General features: G+C 54.6%; 17 protein-coding genes. 5 read left to right on the top strand and 12 right to left on the bottom strand.

Annotation, left to right across the window (positions count from 1 at the left end; genetic code table 11):
• Positions 1 to 9 precede the first annotated feature (9 nt).
• The 8 genes from OEZ10_02125 to OEZ10_02090 all read right to left on the bottom strand — a co-directional run bounded on the left by OEZ10_02125 (position 10) and on the right by OEZ10_02090 (position 6,903).
• Positions 10 to 615: a DoxX family protein gene (locus OEZ10_02125; GenBank protein MDH5631771.1), complete on the bottom strand. Its 606-nt coding sequence runs from the start codon at positions 613 to 615 to the stop codon at positions 10 to 12.
• A gap of 133 nt (positions 616 to 748) precedes the next feature.
• The gene (locus OEZ10_02120) at positions 749 to 2,281 is read right to left on the bottom strand and encodes an FMN-binding glutamate synthase family protein (GenBank protein MDH5631770.1); all 1,533 of its coding nucleotides are present in this window, start codon (positions 2,279 to 2,281) and stop codon (positions 749 to 751) included.
• A gap of 45 nt (positions 2,282 to 2,326) precedes the next feature.
• Positions 2,327 to 3,091 carry a putative DNA-binding domain-containing protein gene (locus tag OEZ10_02115; protein MDH5631769.1) on the bottom strand — a complete coding sequence of 255 codons (765 nt, stop codon included), beginning with the start codon at positions 3,089 to 3,091 and terminating at the stop codon, positions 2,327 to 2,329.
• The gene (locus tag OEZ10_02110; protein ID MDH5631768.1) at positions 3,078 to 3,926 is read right to left on the bottom strand and encodes a DUF692 domain-containing protein; all 849 of its coding nucleotides are present in this window, start codon (positions 3,924 to 3,926) and stop codon (positions 3,078 to 3,080) included. The genes OEZ10_02115 and OEZ10_02110 overlap by 14 nt, the downstream gene beginning before the upstream one ends.
• 5 nt (positions 3,927 to 3,931) lie before the next feature.
• Positions 3,932 to 4,279 (bottom strand): hypothetical protein, encoded by a 348-nt coding sequence (locus OEZ10_02105; protein ID MDH5631767.1) that lies wholly within the window; start codon positions 4,277 to 4,279, stop codon positions 3,932 to 3,934.
• Between the two features lie 268 nt (positions 4,280 to 4,547).
• Positions 4,548 to 5,660, bottom strand: coding sequence for an FIST C-terminal domain-containing protein (locus OEZ10_02100; GenBank protein ID MDH5631766.1), 1,113 nt, complete (start codon positions 5,658 to 5,660; stop codon positions 4,548 to 4,550).
• The gene (gene nth, locus OEZ10_02095) at positions 5,657 to 6,292 is read right to left on the bottom strand and encodes an endonuclease III (GenBank protein ID MDH5631765.1); all 636 of its coding nucleotides are present in this window, start codon (positions 6,290 to 6,292) and stop codon (positions 5,657 to 5,659) included. The genes OEZ10_02100 and nth overlap by 4 nt, the downstream gene beginning before the upstream one ends.
• Positions 6,289 to 6,903, bottom strand: coding sequence for an RnfABCDGE type electron transport complex subunit B (locus tag OEZ10_02090; GenBank protein ID MDH5631764.1), 615 nt, complete (start codon positions 6,901 to 6,903; stop codon positions 6,289 to 6,291). Before OEZ10_02090 ends, nth begins: the two co-directional genes overlap by 4 nt.
• 161 nt (positions 6,904 to 7,064) lie before the next feature.
• Between OEZ10_02090 and OEZ10_02085 the strand changes: the two genes are divergently transcribed.
• The gene (locus OEZ10_02085; protein MDH5631763.1) at positions 7,065 to 8,354 is read left to right on the top strand and encodes an adenylate/guanylate cyclase domain-containing protein; all 1,290 of its coding nucleotides are present in this window, start codon (positions 7,065 to 7,067) and stop codon (positions 8,352 to 8,354) included.
• 24 nt (positions 8,355 to 8,378) lie between these two features.
• Here the strand turns inward: OEZ10_02085 and OEZ10_02080 are convergent, their stop codons facing one another.
• Positions 8,379 to 11,402 carry an EAL domain-containing protein gene (locus OEZ10_02080; protein MDH5631762.1) on the bottom strand — a complete coding sequence of 1,008 codons (3,024 nt, stop codon included), beginning with the start codon at positions 11,400 to 11,402 and terminating at the stop codon, positions 8,379 to 8,381.
• 219 nt (positions 11,403 to 11,621) lie between these two features.
• A complete protein-coding gene (gene metG, locus OEZ10_02075; GenBank protein ID MDH5631761.1) occupies positions 11,622 to 13,679 on the bottom strand; it encodes a methionine--tRNA ligase in 2,058 nt (685 codons plus the stop codon).
• 269 nt (positions 13,680 to 13,948) lie between these two features.
• Here metG and apbC point away from each other — a divergent pair, with 269 nt between their 5' ends.
• Positions 13,949 to 15,040, top strand: coding sequence for an iron-sulfur cluster carrier protein ApbC (apbC, locus tag OEZ10_02070; GenBank protein ID MDH5631760.1), 1,092 nt, complete (start codon positions 13,949 to 13,951; stop codon positions 15,038 to 15,040).
• A 113-nt stretch (positions 15,041 to 15,153) separates the two neighbouring features.
• Here the strand turns inward: apbC and OEZ10_02065 are convergent, their stop codons facing one another.
• Entirely contained in the window at positions 15,154 to 15,336 is a 183-nt protein-coding gene (locus tag OEZ10_02065; protein ID MDH5631759.1) for a hypothetical protein, read from the bottom strand.
• Between the two features lie 252 nt (positions 15,337 to 15,588).
• A complete protein-coding gene (locus OEZ10_02060) occupies positions 15,589 to 16,137 on the bottom strand; it encodes a hypothetical protein (protein ID MDH5631758.1) in 549 nt (182 codons plus the stop codon).
• 188 nt (positions 16,138 to 16,325) lie between these two features.
• Between OEZ10_02060 and dcd the strand changes: the two genes are divergently transcribed.
• The 3 genes from dcd to OEZ10_02045 form a co-directional block, all read left to right on the top strand.
• Positions 16,326 to 16,892 (top strand): dCTP deaminase, encoded by a 567-nt coding sequence (gene dcd / locus OEZ10_02055; protein MDH5631757.1) that lies wholly within the window; start codon positions 16,326 to 16,328, stop codon positions 16,890 to 16,892.
• A 13-nt stretch (positions 16,893 to 16,905) separates the two neighbouring features.
• Positions 16,906 to 17,106 (top strand): hypothetical protein, encoded by a 201-nt coding sequence (locus OEZ10_02050; protein MDH5631756.1) that lies wholly within the window; start codon positions 16,906 to 16,908, stop codon positions 17,104 to 17,106.
• Positions 17,107 to 17,590: 484 nt separating this feature from the next.
• On the top strand, positions 17,591 to 17,774 hold a 184-nt coding region (locus OEZ10_02045; GenBank protein MDH5631755.1), incomplete at its 3' end, for a transposase.

Below are 17,774 nucleotides of genomic sequence, written 5' to 3'. Positions count from 1 at the left end.
GCGGGGATTTTATCGGTATTGGCGGTTTATGCTAAATCTTTTTTTCAGCCAGTAATCAATGCTGACATAACGGCCAGCGCCGACAAAAAACAATACCAGCAACATCAGGAAATAGGTGGCAGCAAATTCGATGCCGTTATTAAGTATGACAAAGTCCCCGTTTTCAGTAAGCCATTCATAGTTGCCATGCTCGCGAAGAATGTCCCTGGCGCGCGCCAGTCGCTCTGCTGCAGCTACGGTGCGGTCAGTGGCGAACAAGCCACCGCCAGTCGCGATCGCCAGCCAGCCGTTCTGCCAGTGAACTGTAACAGCCGCCACAATCATGGTTATCATCAACGGAACAGATATCCAGCGCACGCCAAGACCGGCCGCCAGGGCAATGGCACCAACCAGTTCTGTAGCCGTTGCCAGTGCCGCCATCAGCCAGGGAAATGGAAGACCCAGGCCCCACTCGGTATTGCCGAACCAGCTGACGGTATCGCTAAAACTGCTCCACTTTTGAGTTCCGGCCATCCACATGACCGGAGCCAGGTACAGGCGCAAAAGTAGCGGGGCGAGAAAGTCCGCGGACTGACTTTGACTCATCAGTTCATTCAGTTTCTTGATGTAGCGCATGGGTTCTCCTGTATGTCATCACCTCGGTCGCGGGCTGGCCCCGGGCGCCCGCGTTGGGTTACGTGTTATGACTGTATCGATGCCGGGAAGTTCCGGATATGTGTTGAGCCCGGGTGTGCCGGGTTCTGCAGAATCAGGGATTGATGCGGCTGATATTGCCGTGTTGTACGGGCACTTCCGGGTCCGGGTACAGTTCGGCCAGGGAACTGGATCGGCCGGTGCCAAGTGAAATGCGTGCGTGATGTCGCTGGAGTTCTCGGGGATCGCTGACACCACATGAGTGAGCAATGACGCCAATCTCTCGCAACATGTTTTGCGCGTAATTGTTGACCCGGCGTGCCTTGGATTCGGGAACCAGGCCTTTTTGCAGCCGAGGATTGTGGGTAGTGATACCGGTCGGACAGGTATCCTTGTTGCATTGCAGGGCCTGGATGCAACCCAGGGCAAACATGAATCCGCGCGCGGAGACGACAAAATCGGCACCGATGCAGATTGCCCAGGCGACATCCACCGGTGTAATCAGCTTGCCTGAAGCAATAACACGAATGCGTGGCCGCAAGCCGTATTCCTCGAGCTTGTTTGTCAGCAAAGGCAGGGCTTCGCGTAGCGGCAGGCCCATGTTGTCCATCAGGCTCATCGGTGCCGCGCCGGTACCACCTTCAGCGCCGTCCAGGGTAATAAAATCGGGCGCTGATTCGATGCCTCGTCGACCGATTTCTTCGCAAAATTCGTCTAGCCAGCCGTAAGCACCCAGTACCATTTTGAAGCCCGTTGGCTTGCCGGTGGCGCGCCTTACGCGGTCTACCATGTCGAGCAGTTCGCTGGTGGAGTTGACCTCTGCATGACGGCTCGGGCTGATGGAATCCTGGCCGGCAGGAATTCCCCGTATTCTTGCGATTTCCGCGGTAACTTTTGCGCCGGGCAGAATTCCGCCCTTGCCGGGTTTTGCGCCCTGGCTGAGCTTGATCTCAAACATGCGTACCTGTTCGTGGGCGGCAACGCGACGCAGTTCGTATTCGTTGAGACTACCGTCTTCGTTGCGTACGCCATACTTGGCTGTGCCAATCTGGAAAACCAGGTCGGCGCCGCCTTCGAGATGATAGGGTGATAAACCGCCTTCACCGGTGTTCATCCAGCAACCCGCCATGCGGGCGCCATTGGACAGTGCCAGGATTGCCGGTTTGGAGATGGCCCCGAAACTCATGCCGGAAATGTTGAACAGGGACTTGGCATGAAACGGTTTTGAACAATGTTCGCCTATTACCAGTGGCGCAGAGTCGTGATTGTCATCCAGCGACGGAAATGGGCAGTTAACGAAATATATCGTTCCGGCCGGGCGCAGGTCGCGGGTGGAGCCAAAAGGTACAGTGCTGTCGATATTCTTGGCGGCGCGGTAAACCCAACTGCGCTCGGCGCGATTGAACGGCATTTCTTCGCGATCCTGGGCGAAAAAATACTGACGAAAAAATGTGCCCAGGTGCTCGAAGAAATACCGGAATCGACCGATTACCGGGTAATTGCGGCGAATGGCCTGTTGCGTCTGGGTAACGTCAAGAATGTAAACAATGACTACCCACGCCAGCCCGGCGCCAATGACGATGAGGAACAGGCTGGCCAAAAGTTCCAGCACCGGTAGCGCCCATTCCTGAAACAATCCTTCATTCATGGTGGATTTATCGGATTATTGTTTGTTGTCTTGAGTTATCCCTGATTAAAGTCCAGTTCCGAGCAAAATGCCACGTTTATGCATATCGTCCAGTATTTCCATGCCGCCGGATTGAACCACGCCAGGATCGAACTGCGGCAGTGCTTCCGCCAGCGACGCCAGCATTTGTCCGCCTGTGTGTTGCGCAACATTGTCGCTGATCATTTGTAACAGGCTCCAGGTAAGTGCATTGATTTCCAGGAAGCACACGTCATCCTTTCGGTCCCGAAATACCAGCAGGTAGACAGGGGTTTCTGAAGGCTCGCCAGGGATAAAATCAGCGCTGATCCGGTGAACCGGGTATTGACAGGACAGCATTCTCACCAATGGTGAGATAGCAGGTACCCCACCAAGCAAGTCGCCATTGGTATTGATACGGCTCATATCGGGCGTGTCATCAGCGGACGCCAGTTCAATTTCAACCCATTCGTAGTGGGCAAGCTCACGAATAAATGGCGGATCACCCGGCGCGGCGGAATATTCGTTGTCCGGGTAATCCAGGAATTCTGCCGGCATCTTCGGGAACAGTGGTGTATGTGCCTGGTGTCGCGCGAAGTAATCCTTGATCAGCGTCATCCAGCGGCTTTCACCCAGAAGCTCATGCAATACCGGGTAGCTGTTGGACATGAAGTCTTCGACATTATTGAAAAACAGATCGCGATAAACCTTCATGCGCCGCAGTTCTACATCTGCCGGTGCCGGATGGCTGTCGGGATTCCGGATGTAGCCGGCAAATCCGAATTGCGTGGCTCTGAAATCAGCCCGCGACATGGTGTCGGCTTTCGTGTTGTTGCTGAATCCGGTTGATGTGAACCACTTCTTCCAGCAATTCAGCGATCGGTGGAATATTGAAATCCCGCTCTAGCATCGTTGGCATGACACCAAACAGACGATAGGCTTCATCAAGCAAGCCCCAGACATGATCGACGACGGTGGCGCCATGGGTATCAACCAGCAGATCTTCATCTTCCCTGAAATGACCCGCTATATGGCAATAAGCCACGCGCTCTCCCGGCAGTGACCGAAGAAACTCGTGGGCATTGTACTTGTGGTTTATGCTGTTGACGTAGATGTTGTTGACGTCCAGCAGCAGCTGGCAGTCGGATTTTTCAAGTACCGCGTTTATAAATTCTATCTCGGGGATTTCCTGTCCCGGCGCGGCGTAATAGGAAACATTTTCCATGGCAATGCGCTGACCGAGAATGTCCTGGACCCGCATGATACGTTCGCAAACATGGTTCACTGCTTCTTCGGTAAACGGTATCGGCATCAGGTCATAGAGGTGACCGCCGTCACTGCAATAACTCAGGTGTTCGCTGTAACAGCGAATATTGTGATCCTTCAGAAATTTGCCGACCTTGTGAACAAATTCCTCATCAAGTGCATCTGGTCCGCCGATGGAGAGCGACAAGCCGTGGCAAACAAACGGGTGACGCTCGGTATATTGACGCAGTTTCTTGCCCCATCTGCCACCGACGCCGATCCAGTTTTCAGGTGCCACTTCGTAGAAGCTGACCACAGAGCTGTCGGTTTCGGCAAGCGGACCCATAAGGGTCCGCTTTAAACCGAGGCCGGCACCACTAACCGGGTAGTTGTGCACAGGCATGGCGTTTATTTCTTGCCGCCACACTTGCCTTCGCCGCAAGCGCCTTCTTTCTTGTCGGATTTCTTGCCGCCACACTTGCCTTCTTCGACAGCTTCTTTCTTGCCGCCACACTTGCCTTCTTCGGTGCCTGCTTTCTTGCCGCCACACTTGCCTTCGCCGCAAGCACCTTCTTTCTTGCCGCCACACTTGCCTTCGCCGCAGTTGCCCTGGGCTGCTACCTTATAACCGGTACCCAGATCAGTCATTGCAAAAGGATTGGCTGCAGCATTGGCAGCTGACATGCTGGCAAGGCCGGCGACAACAGATACACCGATTGCCTTGGCCAAAGGTGTCAGCTTCTTGTTTTCAGACATATAATTCTCCTGTAAGAACATTATGGTGGATCAGTAAATAGCTAGGTAGTGAGACTGACACAGCTGCCTGCTGCCGGTTTCCTGACCGGCAGATGAAAACGTTGCCTTTTTCCGGAACGGGGAGCGGTAATCAATCGGCACTCGGTTTTCTATGACCCGCATTTGTAGGAAAAGTTTCCGGGTTCCATAAAAATCCGCAGGCATTGTTGCAGCCACGCCAGAAGCTGGCAAGTCGTCAGCTGATGACCGGCTTGAAAATATCGACAAATCAATGACTTGACTTGAAAAGACTGAGAATGGCCGAGTACTGGTAGAGGTGGTTGCTGCCATCCAGTGGGCCGATTTCGCCGTTACCGTAAAATCCGATCACCGGCATGCCCGGGAACCGGCTCTTGAGCAGCTCCAGGTCCCGGTCGCGGTTACCGTAAAAGTTGGGTCCACGACCGACACAGGGAAACAGCAGGCCAAAATCCGGTTCAGTTCGTAGTTGTGCGACGGTTTGTTCAATGGTGCGTGCCATCTCCCGCTCGGCGGTAAGCGTGTTGCGCATCGCCCAGAACAATCTCTCGCCACGATGAAGTGGCTGTGACAAGGTGATGGACTGCTCACCCGGGTTGGCTGAAACGATATGAGCAAGTCGGTAACGGCCTTCGCGAATGGCGGTATCCGGGTCGCCGAAAGTGACACCGCCAGCAAGCAGGTGATAGGGCAGTGAACGCAGTTGCCGGACTTCTTCGGGCAAGGACTGGATTAGCACATTGAGCGCCGGGTAATTGCCGATCTTCAGTACGTCCAGGCCCTGCACTTCGCTGATTTCAATTGGGGCAGTCAGTGCGTGAATGCCCTGTGACGCCTGGGCCGCGCCGTGAGCGCCCTCAAACAGGGTGTCGACCTGGCCGGATTCTGAAACCCGGCCGTCGCTCCAGACCTTGAACGGACCATGACCAAAACTGTCAGCGGAGATGCCGCCAACACGGGGAGACGGCAGATCCAGCCATTCGGCAACCAGGCCCGCCGGTGTGCACAGGGACAGAACCGGTTGCTCGGCACAGCAATTTTCCGGGACGCGGCCAAAACGAATATCGCCACCAAAAACCATGGCTGCTGCACCCGGGCCATCCAGGATCCACTCCTGCTCAGTGAATACACCGGCACCGGTACAGCCAATGACCTGCAGTGTGCCGGCGACGCGCGCAGCAGCGCGAATAGCAGCGGTCGGGTCATTGGCAAATTCTTCGGTAAGGAACAGGATGACGCCGTTGGCGCGATCAATACCGGCGCTCTCCATGGCCTGGTTGACGGCATTTGAAGCATGTTCCGCCTGAACCGGTCCACCATGGCTGAGGCCGGTGGCCACGGGAATGGGTTGACGATCAGTCATTCATCCACTTTAGCGTCATATTCACATAAATCATAGATGGCGCAGCTGCCACACCGTGGTTTGCGGGCAATGCAGGTGTAGCGGCCGTGGAGAATTAGCCAATGATGAGCATCGTGCATGAATTCGGGCGGAACGTTTTTGACCAGGTTGCGTTCCACTTCCAGCACATTCTTGCCTGGCGCCAGGCCTGTACGGTTGGACAGCCGGAATATATGGGTATCAACGGCAATCGTGGGTTCGCCAAACGCCGTGTTGAGCACGACATTGGCGGTCTTCCGGCCGACACCGGGCAAGGCTTCCAGCGATTCGCGATCGCGCGGCACTTTGCCCTTGTGATGATCAACCAGCATGCGACAGGTTTTCATGATATTGGCGGCCTTGGTATTGAAAAGGCCAATGGTTTTGACATGGGTTTTGAGCTTGCGTAGCCCCATGTCCAGAATATCCTGCGGTGTTTTTGCCAGGCTGAACAAGGATGCGGTCGCGGCATTCACACCCTTGTCGGTTGCCTGGGCGGACAGGATGACTGCAATCAACAACTGGAAAGTATTGCTGTAATGCAGTTCTGTCGTCGGCTTCGGGTTTGCTTGTTTCAGCCGGACAAACATTTCCGTTCGCTGTTTTCGATTCATGACGGGTTACGCCTGGCTCTTACACGCGCCACGGCAGCAGCAATATCATCCTGCATCTTTTTCTTTGAATCGGGTTGTGGTGATAGTGATTCGGGCCCGGTCTTGCCGGCACTGAGTCGTCGCAACCGGTTACGGCTCCGACGTCGGGCCTGTTCACGGTCGGCAAGTGAATATTGCGGCCATGCTGAATGTGGGTCTTCTTCGCCTTGCCAGGCGACCAGCTCAATGCAGGACATCGGGCACGGCGGCAGGCAAAGCTCGCAGCCGGTACATTCCGCCGTGATGACTGTGTGCATGTGCTTGGCGGTGCCAAGAATGGCGTCAACCGGGCAGGCCTGGATGCAAAGTGTGCAGCCAATACATTGTGTTTCATCGATGATTGCCAGCAGCCTGTGATGATAGGCCGCTAAACTGCTGTCCAGGGGCAGTGCAGGAGTATTCAGCAGGTCGGCCAGTTGACCGATTGTCCGGTCCTGTCCCGGCGGACAACGATTGATGCCGGTGTCACCGGCAAGCAAAGCGCCGGCGTAATCTTCGCAGCGGGGATAACCACAACGCCCGCACTGGGTTTGCGGCAAACAGGCGTCAATATCGGCGAGACTGGCTGGCATGTGTGAGCGGGTTTGAAGACAACAAGAGTCGAGTATGCCAAGTCCGGCCGGATTTTCAACCGCCTTGTTACCGGCAAAACCCGTTCGTGTGTGTGTCCCTAAAACCGTGTTAGACTCGGCCCGGGCAGGGGATACCATAACAATGATGCACGGTAGCTAATATGCATGACACCAGAATACTGACAGGCCTGGTTCGACAGATTCAGAAGACCCGAAAGCCGGCCACCATTCTTTTTACTGATATCGAAGGATCGACCAAGTACTGGGATCGACAGGGTGACGTCAAGGGTCGGCTGATGGTCGATCGCCATAACCGCTTGCTGTTCCCGGTAATCAGAAAGTATCGTGGTCGCGTGGTCAAAACCATCGGCGATGCGATTATGGCGGTGTTTCGTTATCCCGAGGACGCAATTCACGCGGCGATTGGCATTCAGCAGATACTGGCTGATGAGCGTGCCCGCGACCGGCGTTTTCAGCTGAATGTCAGGGTCGGAATTCATACCGGTCACGGTATTGTCGAGCGTGCCGATGTCTTTGGTGACGTCGTGAACGTGGCCGCGCGTGTTGAGTCAAAGGCCAAGGGTGATGAAATCCTGGTATCGGGTTCTACGGCTTCACGGGTCAAGAATGCCGAGTTTGCATTGAGTCGGCAAGGTCAGGTCATGTTAAAGGGCAAAAGCAAGCCCATGACATTGTACAAGTGTCAATGGAAGACCATGCCCAGCAAGGTGTTTGATATCACGTTCAGCTCTGCCTTGCCATTGATTGGCAGGCAGAAAAAGGAATTCCTGGTCTACCTCGTTTCGGTGATTGGCCTTGTTTACGGCATCTATCACACTTACCTGCGTTACCTGTTGTCGGATTCCGAAGACCGCGCCTTGCTGGCGCTCAATCCGACAGACATTCTTGCAATTCACCCGGCGCTTAATATTGGTATGACTGTTGTTGCATTGTTCGTGCTGGTGTTGTTGTTCAGGGTGCAAATGATTTCTCATCGCATGCTTCGCGCCATCAAGGGCGGGTTTGCTTTTTCGCTGGTATTTTTCATCTATGTTGCCGCGCAAAATTTTGTCGACATCCCGTGGCCGGCCAGGGCCAACAAGGTCTTGTACAGTTCGGATCACCTGTTTGTTGAAGTGCTTGAGGATGACGCACGGGTGACTGTTATGCCGAGCCTCGAGTCCGAGGTTATACGAAAACCAGGCAGGAAGGCGCTGCTGTTGCTGACCGATGTGGGTTCCGCCAATGATATGGTCTGGAACAAAGTGCTGGTGGGTCGTTCGGAATACGGCTGGATTCCCAGGATAGTTCCGGCACAAATCGGCGAACCGGAGAAACGTGTCAGCATGGCCTACAAGTTTTACTTTCGCAGCCGCGACGGGGTCATGATGGTATTGGGGTTGATCGCGTTTGTCCTGGGTTGGCGTGACTTTCGTATCAAGCCGGCCTGATGCAGGCAAACCTGTCTCCCGTTTTCAGTTTGGTACCGACGCAGCCTCAATGGGTTCAGGCAATGCCAGGCCATTACCCTGGCCAAATTCAATACCGCGCTGGATAAGTGACTGCCGGATTGTCTCGTTTTCCACGTACTCGGCAATGGCGGCAATGCCGAGCGCCCGTGCAGTATGATGAATCGATTCAACGATGGATGCGGATACGGGATCGGAATCAATATCCCTGACGAATACGCCGTCGATCTTTATGTAGTCCACCTTCAGGGTCTTCAGGTAACCGAACGAGCTGATACCACTGCCAAAGTCATCCAGCGCAAAACGGAAGCCCAAGGTCTTCAGTGAATCGATCATGTGCATGGCATGAGGAAGATTGGTGATTGCCGCTGTCTCCGTGATTTCGAAGCAGATGTTGCTGCAGTCAAAGTCATGTCTTCGTGCTTCCAGGACAATGAAGTCCAGCAGCTCTTCGTCACAAAGTGATTGCCCGGAAAGATTGATACTGTAACGCCTGCCATCCGGGTGTGAGCCGACAATTTCAAATACTTTACCGATGACCCATTTGTCTACCTTGGTCATCAGGTTATAGCGTTCAGCTGCGGCAATGAACTCAGCCGGCCGGGTATGGGTACCGTCAACACCGGGAATGCGCAGCAATACTTCGCTAAATGCTATGCTTGCAGGATGTTGTCGAAAATCGAAGATCGGCTGGGCATACAGCACCAGCGTATCATGATCCAGTGCCTGCCTCAGGCGCGCCAGCCATTCGAGTTCACTGCTGCGGGAAATGACGGCAGCGTCATCCTCCTCGTAAACGTGAATCCGGTTCCGGCCAAGATCCTTGGCAATGTAGCAGGCGGAATCCACCGACTTCATCAGCTCGGTCTGGCTGACACTGTTTGCGTTGACCGCGATCATGCCGATACTGGCGCCGATCTCGAACTGGCGCCCCTCCCAGAAGAACCGGTAGCTTCTTACCAGTGACAACAGCATGCTGATTTCTTCCCTGGCTTCCGCGATTCCCGTGTCGCGGTACAGGATGCCGAATTCATCGCCGCCAAGCCTGGCCAGTGTGTGCGGCGGCTGTATCTGTGATTGCAGCAGGCTGGTCAACTGTTTGAGCAGTTCATCGCCGGCGATATGACCGCAGGTATCATTCACCATCTTGAACTGATCGAGGTCGATATAACACAAAACATGTTCCGACCGGATCCGGAAGGACTCTTCCAGTGCCTCGGTCAGCCTGTCATCAAACTCGGCGCGATTAATAAGCCCGGTCAATGCATCGTGCGATGACAGGTAGGCCATCTTCCTGGCCATGGATGTGGCTTCGCTGATATCGCGTATGATCAGCACGGCACCACCTATGGACCCGGACTGGTCCAGTATCGGTGAGATAGTGCATTCGATATCGAATTCCTTGCTGCTGCCTTTTTGCCTGAGAAAAATGTTGTCGGACAGTTTCAGCGATGCGGAACTGCTTATGGCTTCAACGATATCCCGGGATACGGGCTTCCTGTCAGACTCATTGTATATATCCAGGATGTGTTCAATGGATTGCCCCTTGGCATCTTCCAGGCCTGTGCCGGTCAGTTTTTCGGCGACCGGGTTCAGGTAATAAATCTTGCCGCCGGTTGTCGTGGTGATGACGCCGTCACCGATGGATTGCAGTGCGATTTGGGCGCGCTCGCGCTCCTTGTTAAGCGTGCTCTGAAGGCCATGTGTCTGGATGACCAGTGCGGCCTCCCGGGCCAGGCCTTCCATGAAGCCGCGATCGTGAACGCTGTATGTGCGCGAATATGACCGGGTCGAGGATATCAATATACCGATAACACTGTTTTCGATAATCAGTGGCGCGGATATGGCAGAACGAATATCAAAAGAGTTGACAATATCCGGCTTGCAGCGCGAGTCATTATTGGCGTCTTCCGTTGATATGACCGATCGGGTTCTGAACGTGTAGGCGGCCAGTGACTGTTCGTCGATACTGATCCGGTAATAACCTTCGGCGTTGAACTTCTCGCCCGTGTGGCAGACGCCGACCAGCTCATCACTGTTCTTGTCCAGCATGAGCAGGAAGCACATTTCGTCGCCGGTGGCATCGAGACAGGTTTCAACAATGATTTCCAGTGCTTCTCCCTGGCTGGATGCCTGGTCGATCTCGCGATGGATGTGGTTGATCAGCTCAATGACATAACCCTGCGCACGCAACTGCTCAAGAATGCCGCGAAACTTGAGTGTCAGCAGGCCCGGCTCATCCAGCGAGGCCGGGTTGAGCCCGGAGAAATCAAGATCACCAAAGGAACCGGTTGGCTGTATCAGGTATTCCAGTGGCTTCAGCGAGCGGGAGAAGCTGCGCGCGAACATGATTGCACCGGCAACAGCCAGGGCTTCAAGTGCCAGCCAGATGACGAAGGTTTCCATGCTGAAGTAACCGGTGCGGGTCCAGAAGTACTGGATCAGCATGGTATCGATCAGCAGCGGCATCAATGCTGCGATCAGGAAGATCTTGGTCTTGATGGTAAGTAACGGCCTAGTGAACACGGCGCGCGACAGGCCATGGCCGAGCAGGTCGAAGATAGCGAAGAATAGCGGCAGGCCGACAACGATGGATACGATCAGGGCAACAAGGTGTATACGAAACCAGTCCACCGGCCGGGCAACAAATCCGGAATACAGCTCGGCACTGATGATGACAGTCGATGGCGCTACCAGCAGGTACAGCAGCAGCAAAACCCAGTACTCGGCAATAAAGCGCCGCGTCCGTGAAAGTGCAAATGATTCATTTTCCGGGTTAGGCTGGTCAATGAACCGGGCAACCGGAATGCCCGTGCGCCGGTCATAAAACCAGACCGCCAGCAACAGGCTGCCGACGATGAACAGGCTTTCCAGTGGCGACAGGATGACGCTGACCATCTGCTCCCGGGTCAGCAGTTCGATATAGAGAATAAATGACAGTCCGACAACGGCAGGCAAGGTCCATGTCAGAATAATCAGGTTTCGGAAACGTTTTCTGAATTCGTTGCCGGACATAGCGATTGCGGACATCCCGGTGATGGTTGATGCAGGCGTGACTGCTTGTGGCCTGGTTACTGCAACGACGTACCTTCAGGCAATCAATGATACTGACACGCGAAAACGCGACAAAACCTGCGGGTCTACTGCTACTTATAGCACAGCAACTGGTCGGGGCCAGATGATGAGGAGCGGTTGCGGGGCTGATCCGGCCCAAAAGCCGGATCAGGAAAGAGGTTATTTCTGGCAGGACTATTTGATTTTCATGCCTGGTTGGGCGCCGTCATCCGGATTAAGCACCCAGATGTCCTTGCCGCCGGGACCGGCTGCCAGCACCATGCCTTCAGAGACGCCAAAGCGCATTTTGCGTGGCGCCAGGTTGGCTACCATGACGGTGAGCCGGCCTTTCAGTTCTTCGGGCCTGTAAGCAGACTTGATGCCGGCGAATACGTTGCGGGTTTCACCGCCCAGGTCCAGCGTCAGCTGCAGCAGTTTATCCGCGCCTTCCACGTGTTGGGCATCAACAATTCTTGCTACGCGCAAATCCACCTTGGCGAAGTCATCATAGTCGATGGTATCGGCAATGGGGTTATCTGCTAATGGCCCGGTGGCCGTTGTTTTTTCTTCAGTCATGTTCAAACTCTCTTTCGATGCGTCCATCATGGCGTCGACGCTTTCTTTTTCGATGCGCTTGGCCAGGTGCTTGAAATTATTCAACGTGGTCGGGAATGCCGCTTCGTCCAGGTCGGCCCAGGTAAATGTTTCCTGCTTGCCAAACAAGTCCCTGGCAACGCGTTCTGTCAGTGCAGGCAATACCGGTGCCAGCAGAATGGACAGCGCATGGAAGCCGTGCATGATGCGGGAACAGATTTTATGCAAGTCATGCTTGCGTGACTCATCCTTGGCCAGCTTCCAGGGTTCGCTCTGATCAAAAAATTCGTTAATCGTGTCAGCCATGCGCATGATTTCGCGTATGGCGTGACTGTATTCGCGATCCTGGTAGAACTGCCTGATCATGTCGGCACTTTCGTTCAGGTTGCCAAGGTACTGATCTTTTTGTTCAGGCTCGAACTCGCCAACAGTCAGCAACTTGCCATCAAGCTGCCTGGTAATAAAGTTGGCCGTGCGGCTGGCAATGTTCACGTACTTGCCAACCAGGTCGCTGTTAATGCGGGCAACAAAATCATCCAGGCTGAGATCAATGTCATCAATACTGTCGGATAACTTGGCCGCGTAGTAATAACGCAGGTACTCGGGATTGAGATTGCTGTCCAGGTAGGTGCGGGCATTGATAAAGGTGCCGCGCGACTTGGACATCTTCTGGCCGTTCACGGTAAGAAAGCCATGCACATAGATGGCCTTCGGTTTGTGGTAGCCGGAGCCTTCCAGCACTGCCGGCCAGAACAGCGTATGAAAGCGAATAATGTCCTTGCCGATGAAGTGATAAATCTCGGCCTTGCTGCCCTTGTCCCACCAGTCGTCAAAGTTCAGCCCGCGCTTGTTGCACAGGTCCTTGAAGCTCGACATGTAGCCCATGGGTGCGTCCAGCCAGACGTAGAAATATTTGTCCTTGGTGCCCGGGATTCCAAAGCCAAAGTAGGGTGCGTCGCGGGAGATATCCCAGTCCTGCAGGCCGGCCTCGATCCATTCGTTCATCTTGTTGGCCACTTCCGGCTGCACATGGTCTTCGAGGTACTGCTTCAGCATGTCGGTAAAATCACCGAGCTTGAAAAAATAGTGTTCGGAGGACCTGGTCACCGGCGCCGCGCCACTGACCACCGAGCGCGGGTTTTTCAGCTCAGTCGCATCGTAGGTAGCGCTGCACACTTCGCAGTTGTCGCCGTACTGGTCTTCGGCACCGCACTTGGGACACGTGCCTTTGACGAAGCGGTCCGGCAGGAACATTTCCTTTTCCGGGTCGTACAGTTGCTCGATGGTGCGTACGTCGATGTGGCCGGCGTCGCGCAACTTAATATAGATACTCTGCGCAAACTCGCGGTTCTCGTCGGAATGGGTGCTGTAATAGTTGTCATAGCTGATGCCAAAACCGGCAAAATCCGCCTGGTGTTCGGCGTTCATTTTGTCGATCAGCTGTTCCGGCGTAATGCCTTCGTTTTGTGCGCGCAGCATGATGGCTGTGCCGTGGGCATCGTCGGCACACACGAACCAGGTCTCGTGTCCCTGCATGCGCTGGAACCGGGCCCAGATGTCGGTCTGGATGTGTTCTACCAGGTGCCCCAGGTGCATTGAGCCATTGGCGTAGGGCAGGGCACAGGTAATCAGGATTTTTTTCTTGTCGCTAATGGTCATTGGCCTTGAATTCGGACGAAAAAGGCCGCACCCATAGGTTTCATTCGGGGCGCGGCCGGATTTCGCGTAACGTACCAGTTTTGCCGGACTCAGGCCAGTTTCAGGCGGATTCAGCGCAACGGTGCTTGTCCAATCGGGTGCTGTGGGCGGCAGGCGGAATCTGGTAATATCCGCCCCCTTCGTGTGTATTTGGTGTCATGACATTTCACTGTTGCGGGTGTAGCATGGCGCCCCTCAAAAATAGTTGACTAGTTTAGTGGAGAATTACCATGGCTGAGGTTTCGCAGCAGCAAGTCGAAGCGGCGTTAAAAGAAGTGGTGGACCCGTACCTGGATTCAGACCTGGTAACGGCCAAGTCGATCAAGAATATTGCAGTGGACGGCGCCAAGGTGACCGTGGACGTAGTCCTGGGTTATCCCAACAAGGGTGTGCGCGATGAACAGATTGCAAACCTGAAAGCCAAGCTGGAATCCATCGACGGTGTTGATGAAGCGGTCATCAACATGAGCAACGAGATCAAGAGCCACGCGGTACAGCAGGGCGTCAAGCCCATTGATGGCATCAAGAACATTATCGCCGTTGCCTCGGGCAAGGGCGGTGTCGGCAAGTCCACGACATCGGTCAACCTGGCGCTGGCACTGTCAGCCGAAGGCGCCTCGGTCGGTATCCTGGATGCCGATATTTATGGTCCAAGCCAGCCACGCATGCTCGGTTCCAGCGCCAAGCCGGAATCGATCGACGGCAAGACCATGGAACCTGTTGTCAGCTACCACCTGCAGAGTATGTCCATCGGTTACCTGGTGGATGCCGAACAGCCGATGATTTGGCGTGGCCCGATGGTGACCCAGGCGCTGGAGCAGTTGCTGCGCGACACCAACTGGAAGGATCTCGACTACCTGATTATCGACCTGCCGCCGGGCACCGGTGATACCCAGCTGACGCTGGCGCAGAAGGTGCCGGTCAGCGGCGCCGTGATTGTTACTACACCCCAGGACATCGCCCTGCTGGATGCGCGCAAGGCGCTGAAGATGTTCGAAAAGGTGGAAGTGCCGGTACTGGGTGTTATTGAAAACATGAGTACGCATATCTGTTCCAAGTGCGGTCACGAGGAACATATCTTTGGCCAGGGCGGTGGTAACAGCATGGCGGAAGACTACGACGTACCGTTCCTGGGTGGCCTGCCGCTGGATATCCGCATTCGCGAAGAAACAGACAACGGCAAGCCGACGGTAGTGGCCGAGCCGGATGCACCGATCAGCAAGACCTATCGCGATATCGCCCGCCGGGTTGCCGCCAAGCTGGCGCGCAAGAAGAAGGATTACTCCGGCGCATTCCCCAATATCGTGATTCAGAATACCTGATCAGGCTGTACGGCCAGGACAAAAAAAGAGGGGCTCTTGAAGAGCCCCTTTGTTTTTCGTCGCCGTCTATTGCGCCATATGCTTTTGTGTTGTTGCTGTCCGTCCCTGCTGTATTAACGCATGACAATGGGCTGGCAGGGAAGCTTGTTCCCCTGGCTCTTTTGGTTGTCCGCGTTGTCCAGTGACTTCCGTGAAATCTTGCCGGCTGCATCTTTGGTGACCAGGGTAAAACCCCGCAGCTTCGACAACTCGGTGTCATCCAGCGCGCCGAGGTCGCTGCTGGTAGCACCCATCATTGTGTCCTGTATGCCAGCTGTTTTACTGTGACACTGGTCAAGTTCAGGCAGACCATGAGGGTCGCGACAGCCAACACAATACCTTTTTGCTGCGTCCCGGGCACGGTTTTCATCGCATCATCCTCTTGCAAGGAGACCCTTGTTTAAGACTAGCGTCTTGGGTGTAAGTTCCCTATGCCCCTGATCGGGTTATATGTCGTTTCCGGCGGAAGTCGGCATTGGCTGGTAGCGGCCCCGGCGAGGTCAATCTGGCTATTTGCCCTGGATATAGGGAAACTTTGATTCGGATTTTGGGCTGTTTTGCTGTTTTGCCGTGCTGCCGGATTTCTTGTTCTGCAGCGATATCGTCGGCACCTTAATATAGCCTCGTTCCTGGGCTGCCCAGCCGCCGATGCGAATCTTGATGGAATTGCCCTTGTTATCGGACAAATGCAGGTACGCCTGGTTCAGGCTGTCGCGGTCTTCACCTTCGAGCGTATCCAGGGGCAGCTTGAAGTGTCCGCCACTGACTGTCGTGGTGACGCTGAGCATGACGTCGTCCACATCCACCAGTTTCACCGTGCCATTGACGATGGGAAACCCGCCGGCAGTGACAAACCGGCCGCTGATGTAATTGCCCTTGAGTACCGTTTCTGCCTTGGCAACAGGCATAATGACCGGGAGTACTGCCAGTCCCAGTGCGATGATCAGGTGCAGCGTTGCGCTGCCCGGATTGATGCGCGCCTTCCTCACCATGAGTATCAGTCCTGTGTCACGGATATTTATAGTAGTAATGTACAGAAAAACTAACAGATTGGGCACGTGGTTACCAGCAATGATCTCAGTTTCGGCCGATTAAACGCCAATTAAACTACTGTTTTACAAGGTAAAATCGTTAAGGTCATGCCCCCGGTTTGGCCGAGCCCGCAGGGGTTAGTCATTTTGCCGTTACCTGATATGATAGCGCCCGAATTTTTCCCGATAAGAATCACATTAGCAGCAGACTTTCTATGAGCATCAAATCAGACAAGTGGATTCGCCGAATGGCCGAGTCCCAGGGCATGATCGAACCATTTGAACCCGGACAGGTTCGCGAGAATGACGGCGGTCGCATTATTTCCTACGGCACCTCGAGCTACGGTTACGACGTGCGCTGCGCCGACGAGTTCAAGATATTCACCAATATCAATTCCGCCATCGTCGATCCCAAGGATTTTGCTGCCGCCAGTTTTGTCGACGTGAAGTCTGATGTTTGCATTATCCCGCCCAACTCGTTTGCGCTGGCGCGTACGGTTGAATATTTCCGAATCCCGCGCAGCGTACTGACCGTGTGCCTGGGCAAGTCCACGTATGCCCGTTGCGGCATCATTGTTAACGTCACACCGCTGGAGCCGGAATGGGAAGGTCACGTGACCCTGGAGTTCTCCAACACCACACCGTTACCGGCCAAGATCTACGCCAACGAAGGCGTGGCGCAAATGCTGTTCTTTGAATCCGACGAGGTCTGTGAAACCTCGTACAAGGATCGTGGCGGCAAGTACCAGGGCCAGACCGGCGTCACCCTGCCAAAAACCTGATCCCGCAGCTGGTGTGACCACACCCCGGTTCGATACAGAACTTCCCGCCTGGGCCCGCTGGATCGCCACCGATGCCGATGGCGCCGTCTGGGCCTATGAAGCTGAACCCTTGTTGCATGATCATGGCTTCTACGAAAACGAAGTCGGACGACGGTTGTTGCTGGGGCGTGTTGCGCCGAGTGATGATTGGCGGGAGAGCCTTACCAAGGTTTGATGTTTCATCTTTGGGAGTTCGGTCGAGCTGTTGTTTCGGCCTCGTCTGTCATTTCGCCCGTTGTTGTCATTCTTGTGCACGCCTGGAACCGGAGGTGAAGGTGCGCATAATGAAGCACGAAGTGGTTCTATGCGTTCAGGAATCCAGGGATTTTTTCTTTTTGCTGCTACGCAGCGTACTAATGGGGTTTCGCCCCCAAACGACGAGTCCATTTCTTTTGCTCGTCCAAAAGAAATGGACGAAAGAAAACGACGCCCCGCTGTCCGCAACCATCCTGATCATCGACCCATTAGCCGGGCAAAGCGTGGTCAGAACTCGCCGGTCGCAATAGACGCGACTCGGGCTCGAACAGGCTGACCCGCTTTCCGGCTAATACGGGTCTTGCCCAGGATGCGGACAGAAGGGGAGGAAAGGGTAATCACCCCCAAAATTAACTGTCATCATAAGTGGAATTTTCTCATAATTACACAAGAGGAGATTCCCCATGAGAAAATCACGATACAGCGACAGCCAGATCCTGGGGATTCTGCAACAGGCTGAAGCCGGTACACCGGTACCCGAATTATGCCGGGAACATGGCATGAGCAGTGCGCTTTTCTACAAGTGGCGAGCCAAATACGGGGGTATGGATGCGTCACTGATGAAGCGCCTGAACGAGCTGGAAGCCG

The organism is Gammaproteobacteria bacterium, from assembly GCA_029880545.1.
In the GTDB taxonomy this organism is placed as follows: domain Bacteria; phylum Pseudomonadota; class Gammaproteobacteria; order Acidiferrobacterales; family SZUA-150; genus JAOUOD01.
Note: the sequence above shows the minus strand (reverse complement) of the source record. Positions and strands in the feature narration are given on the sequence as shown.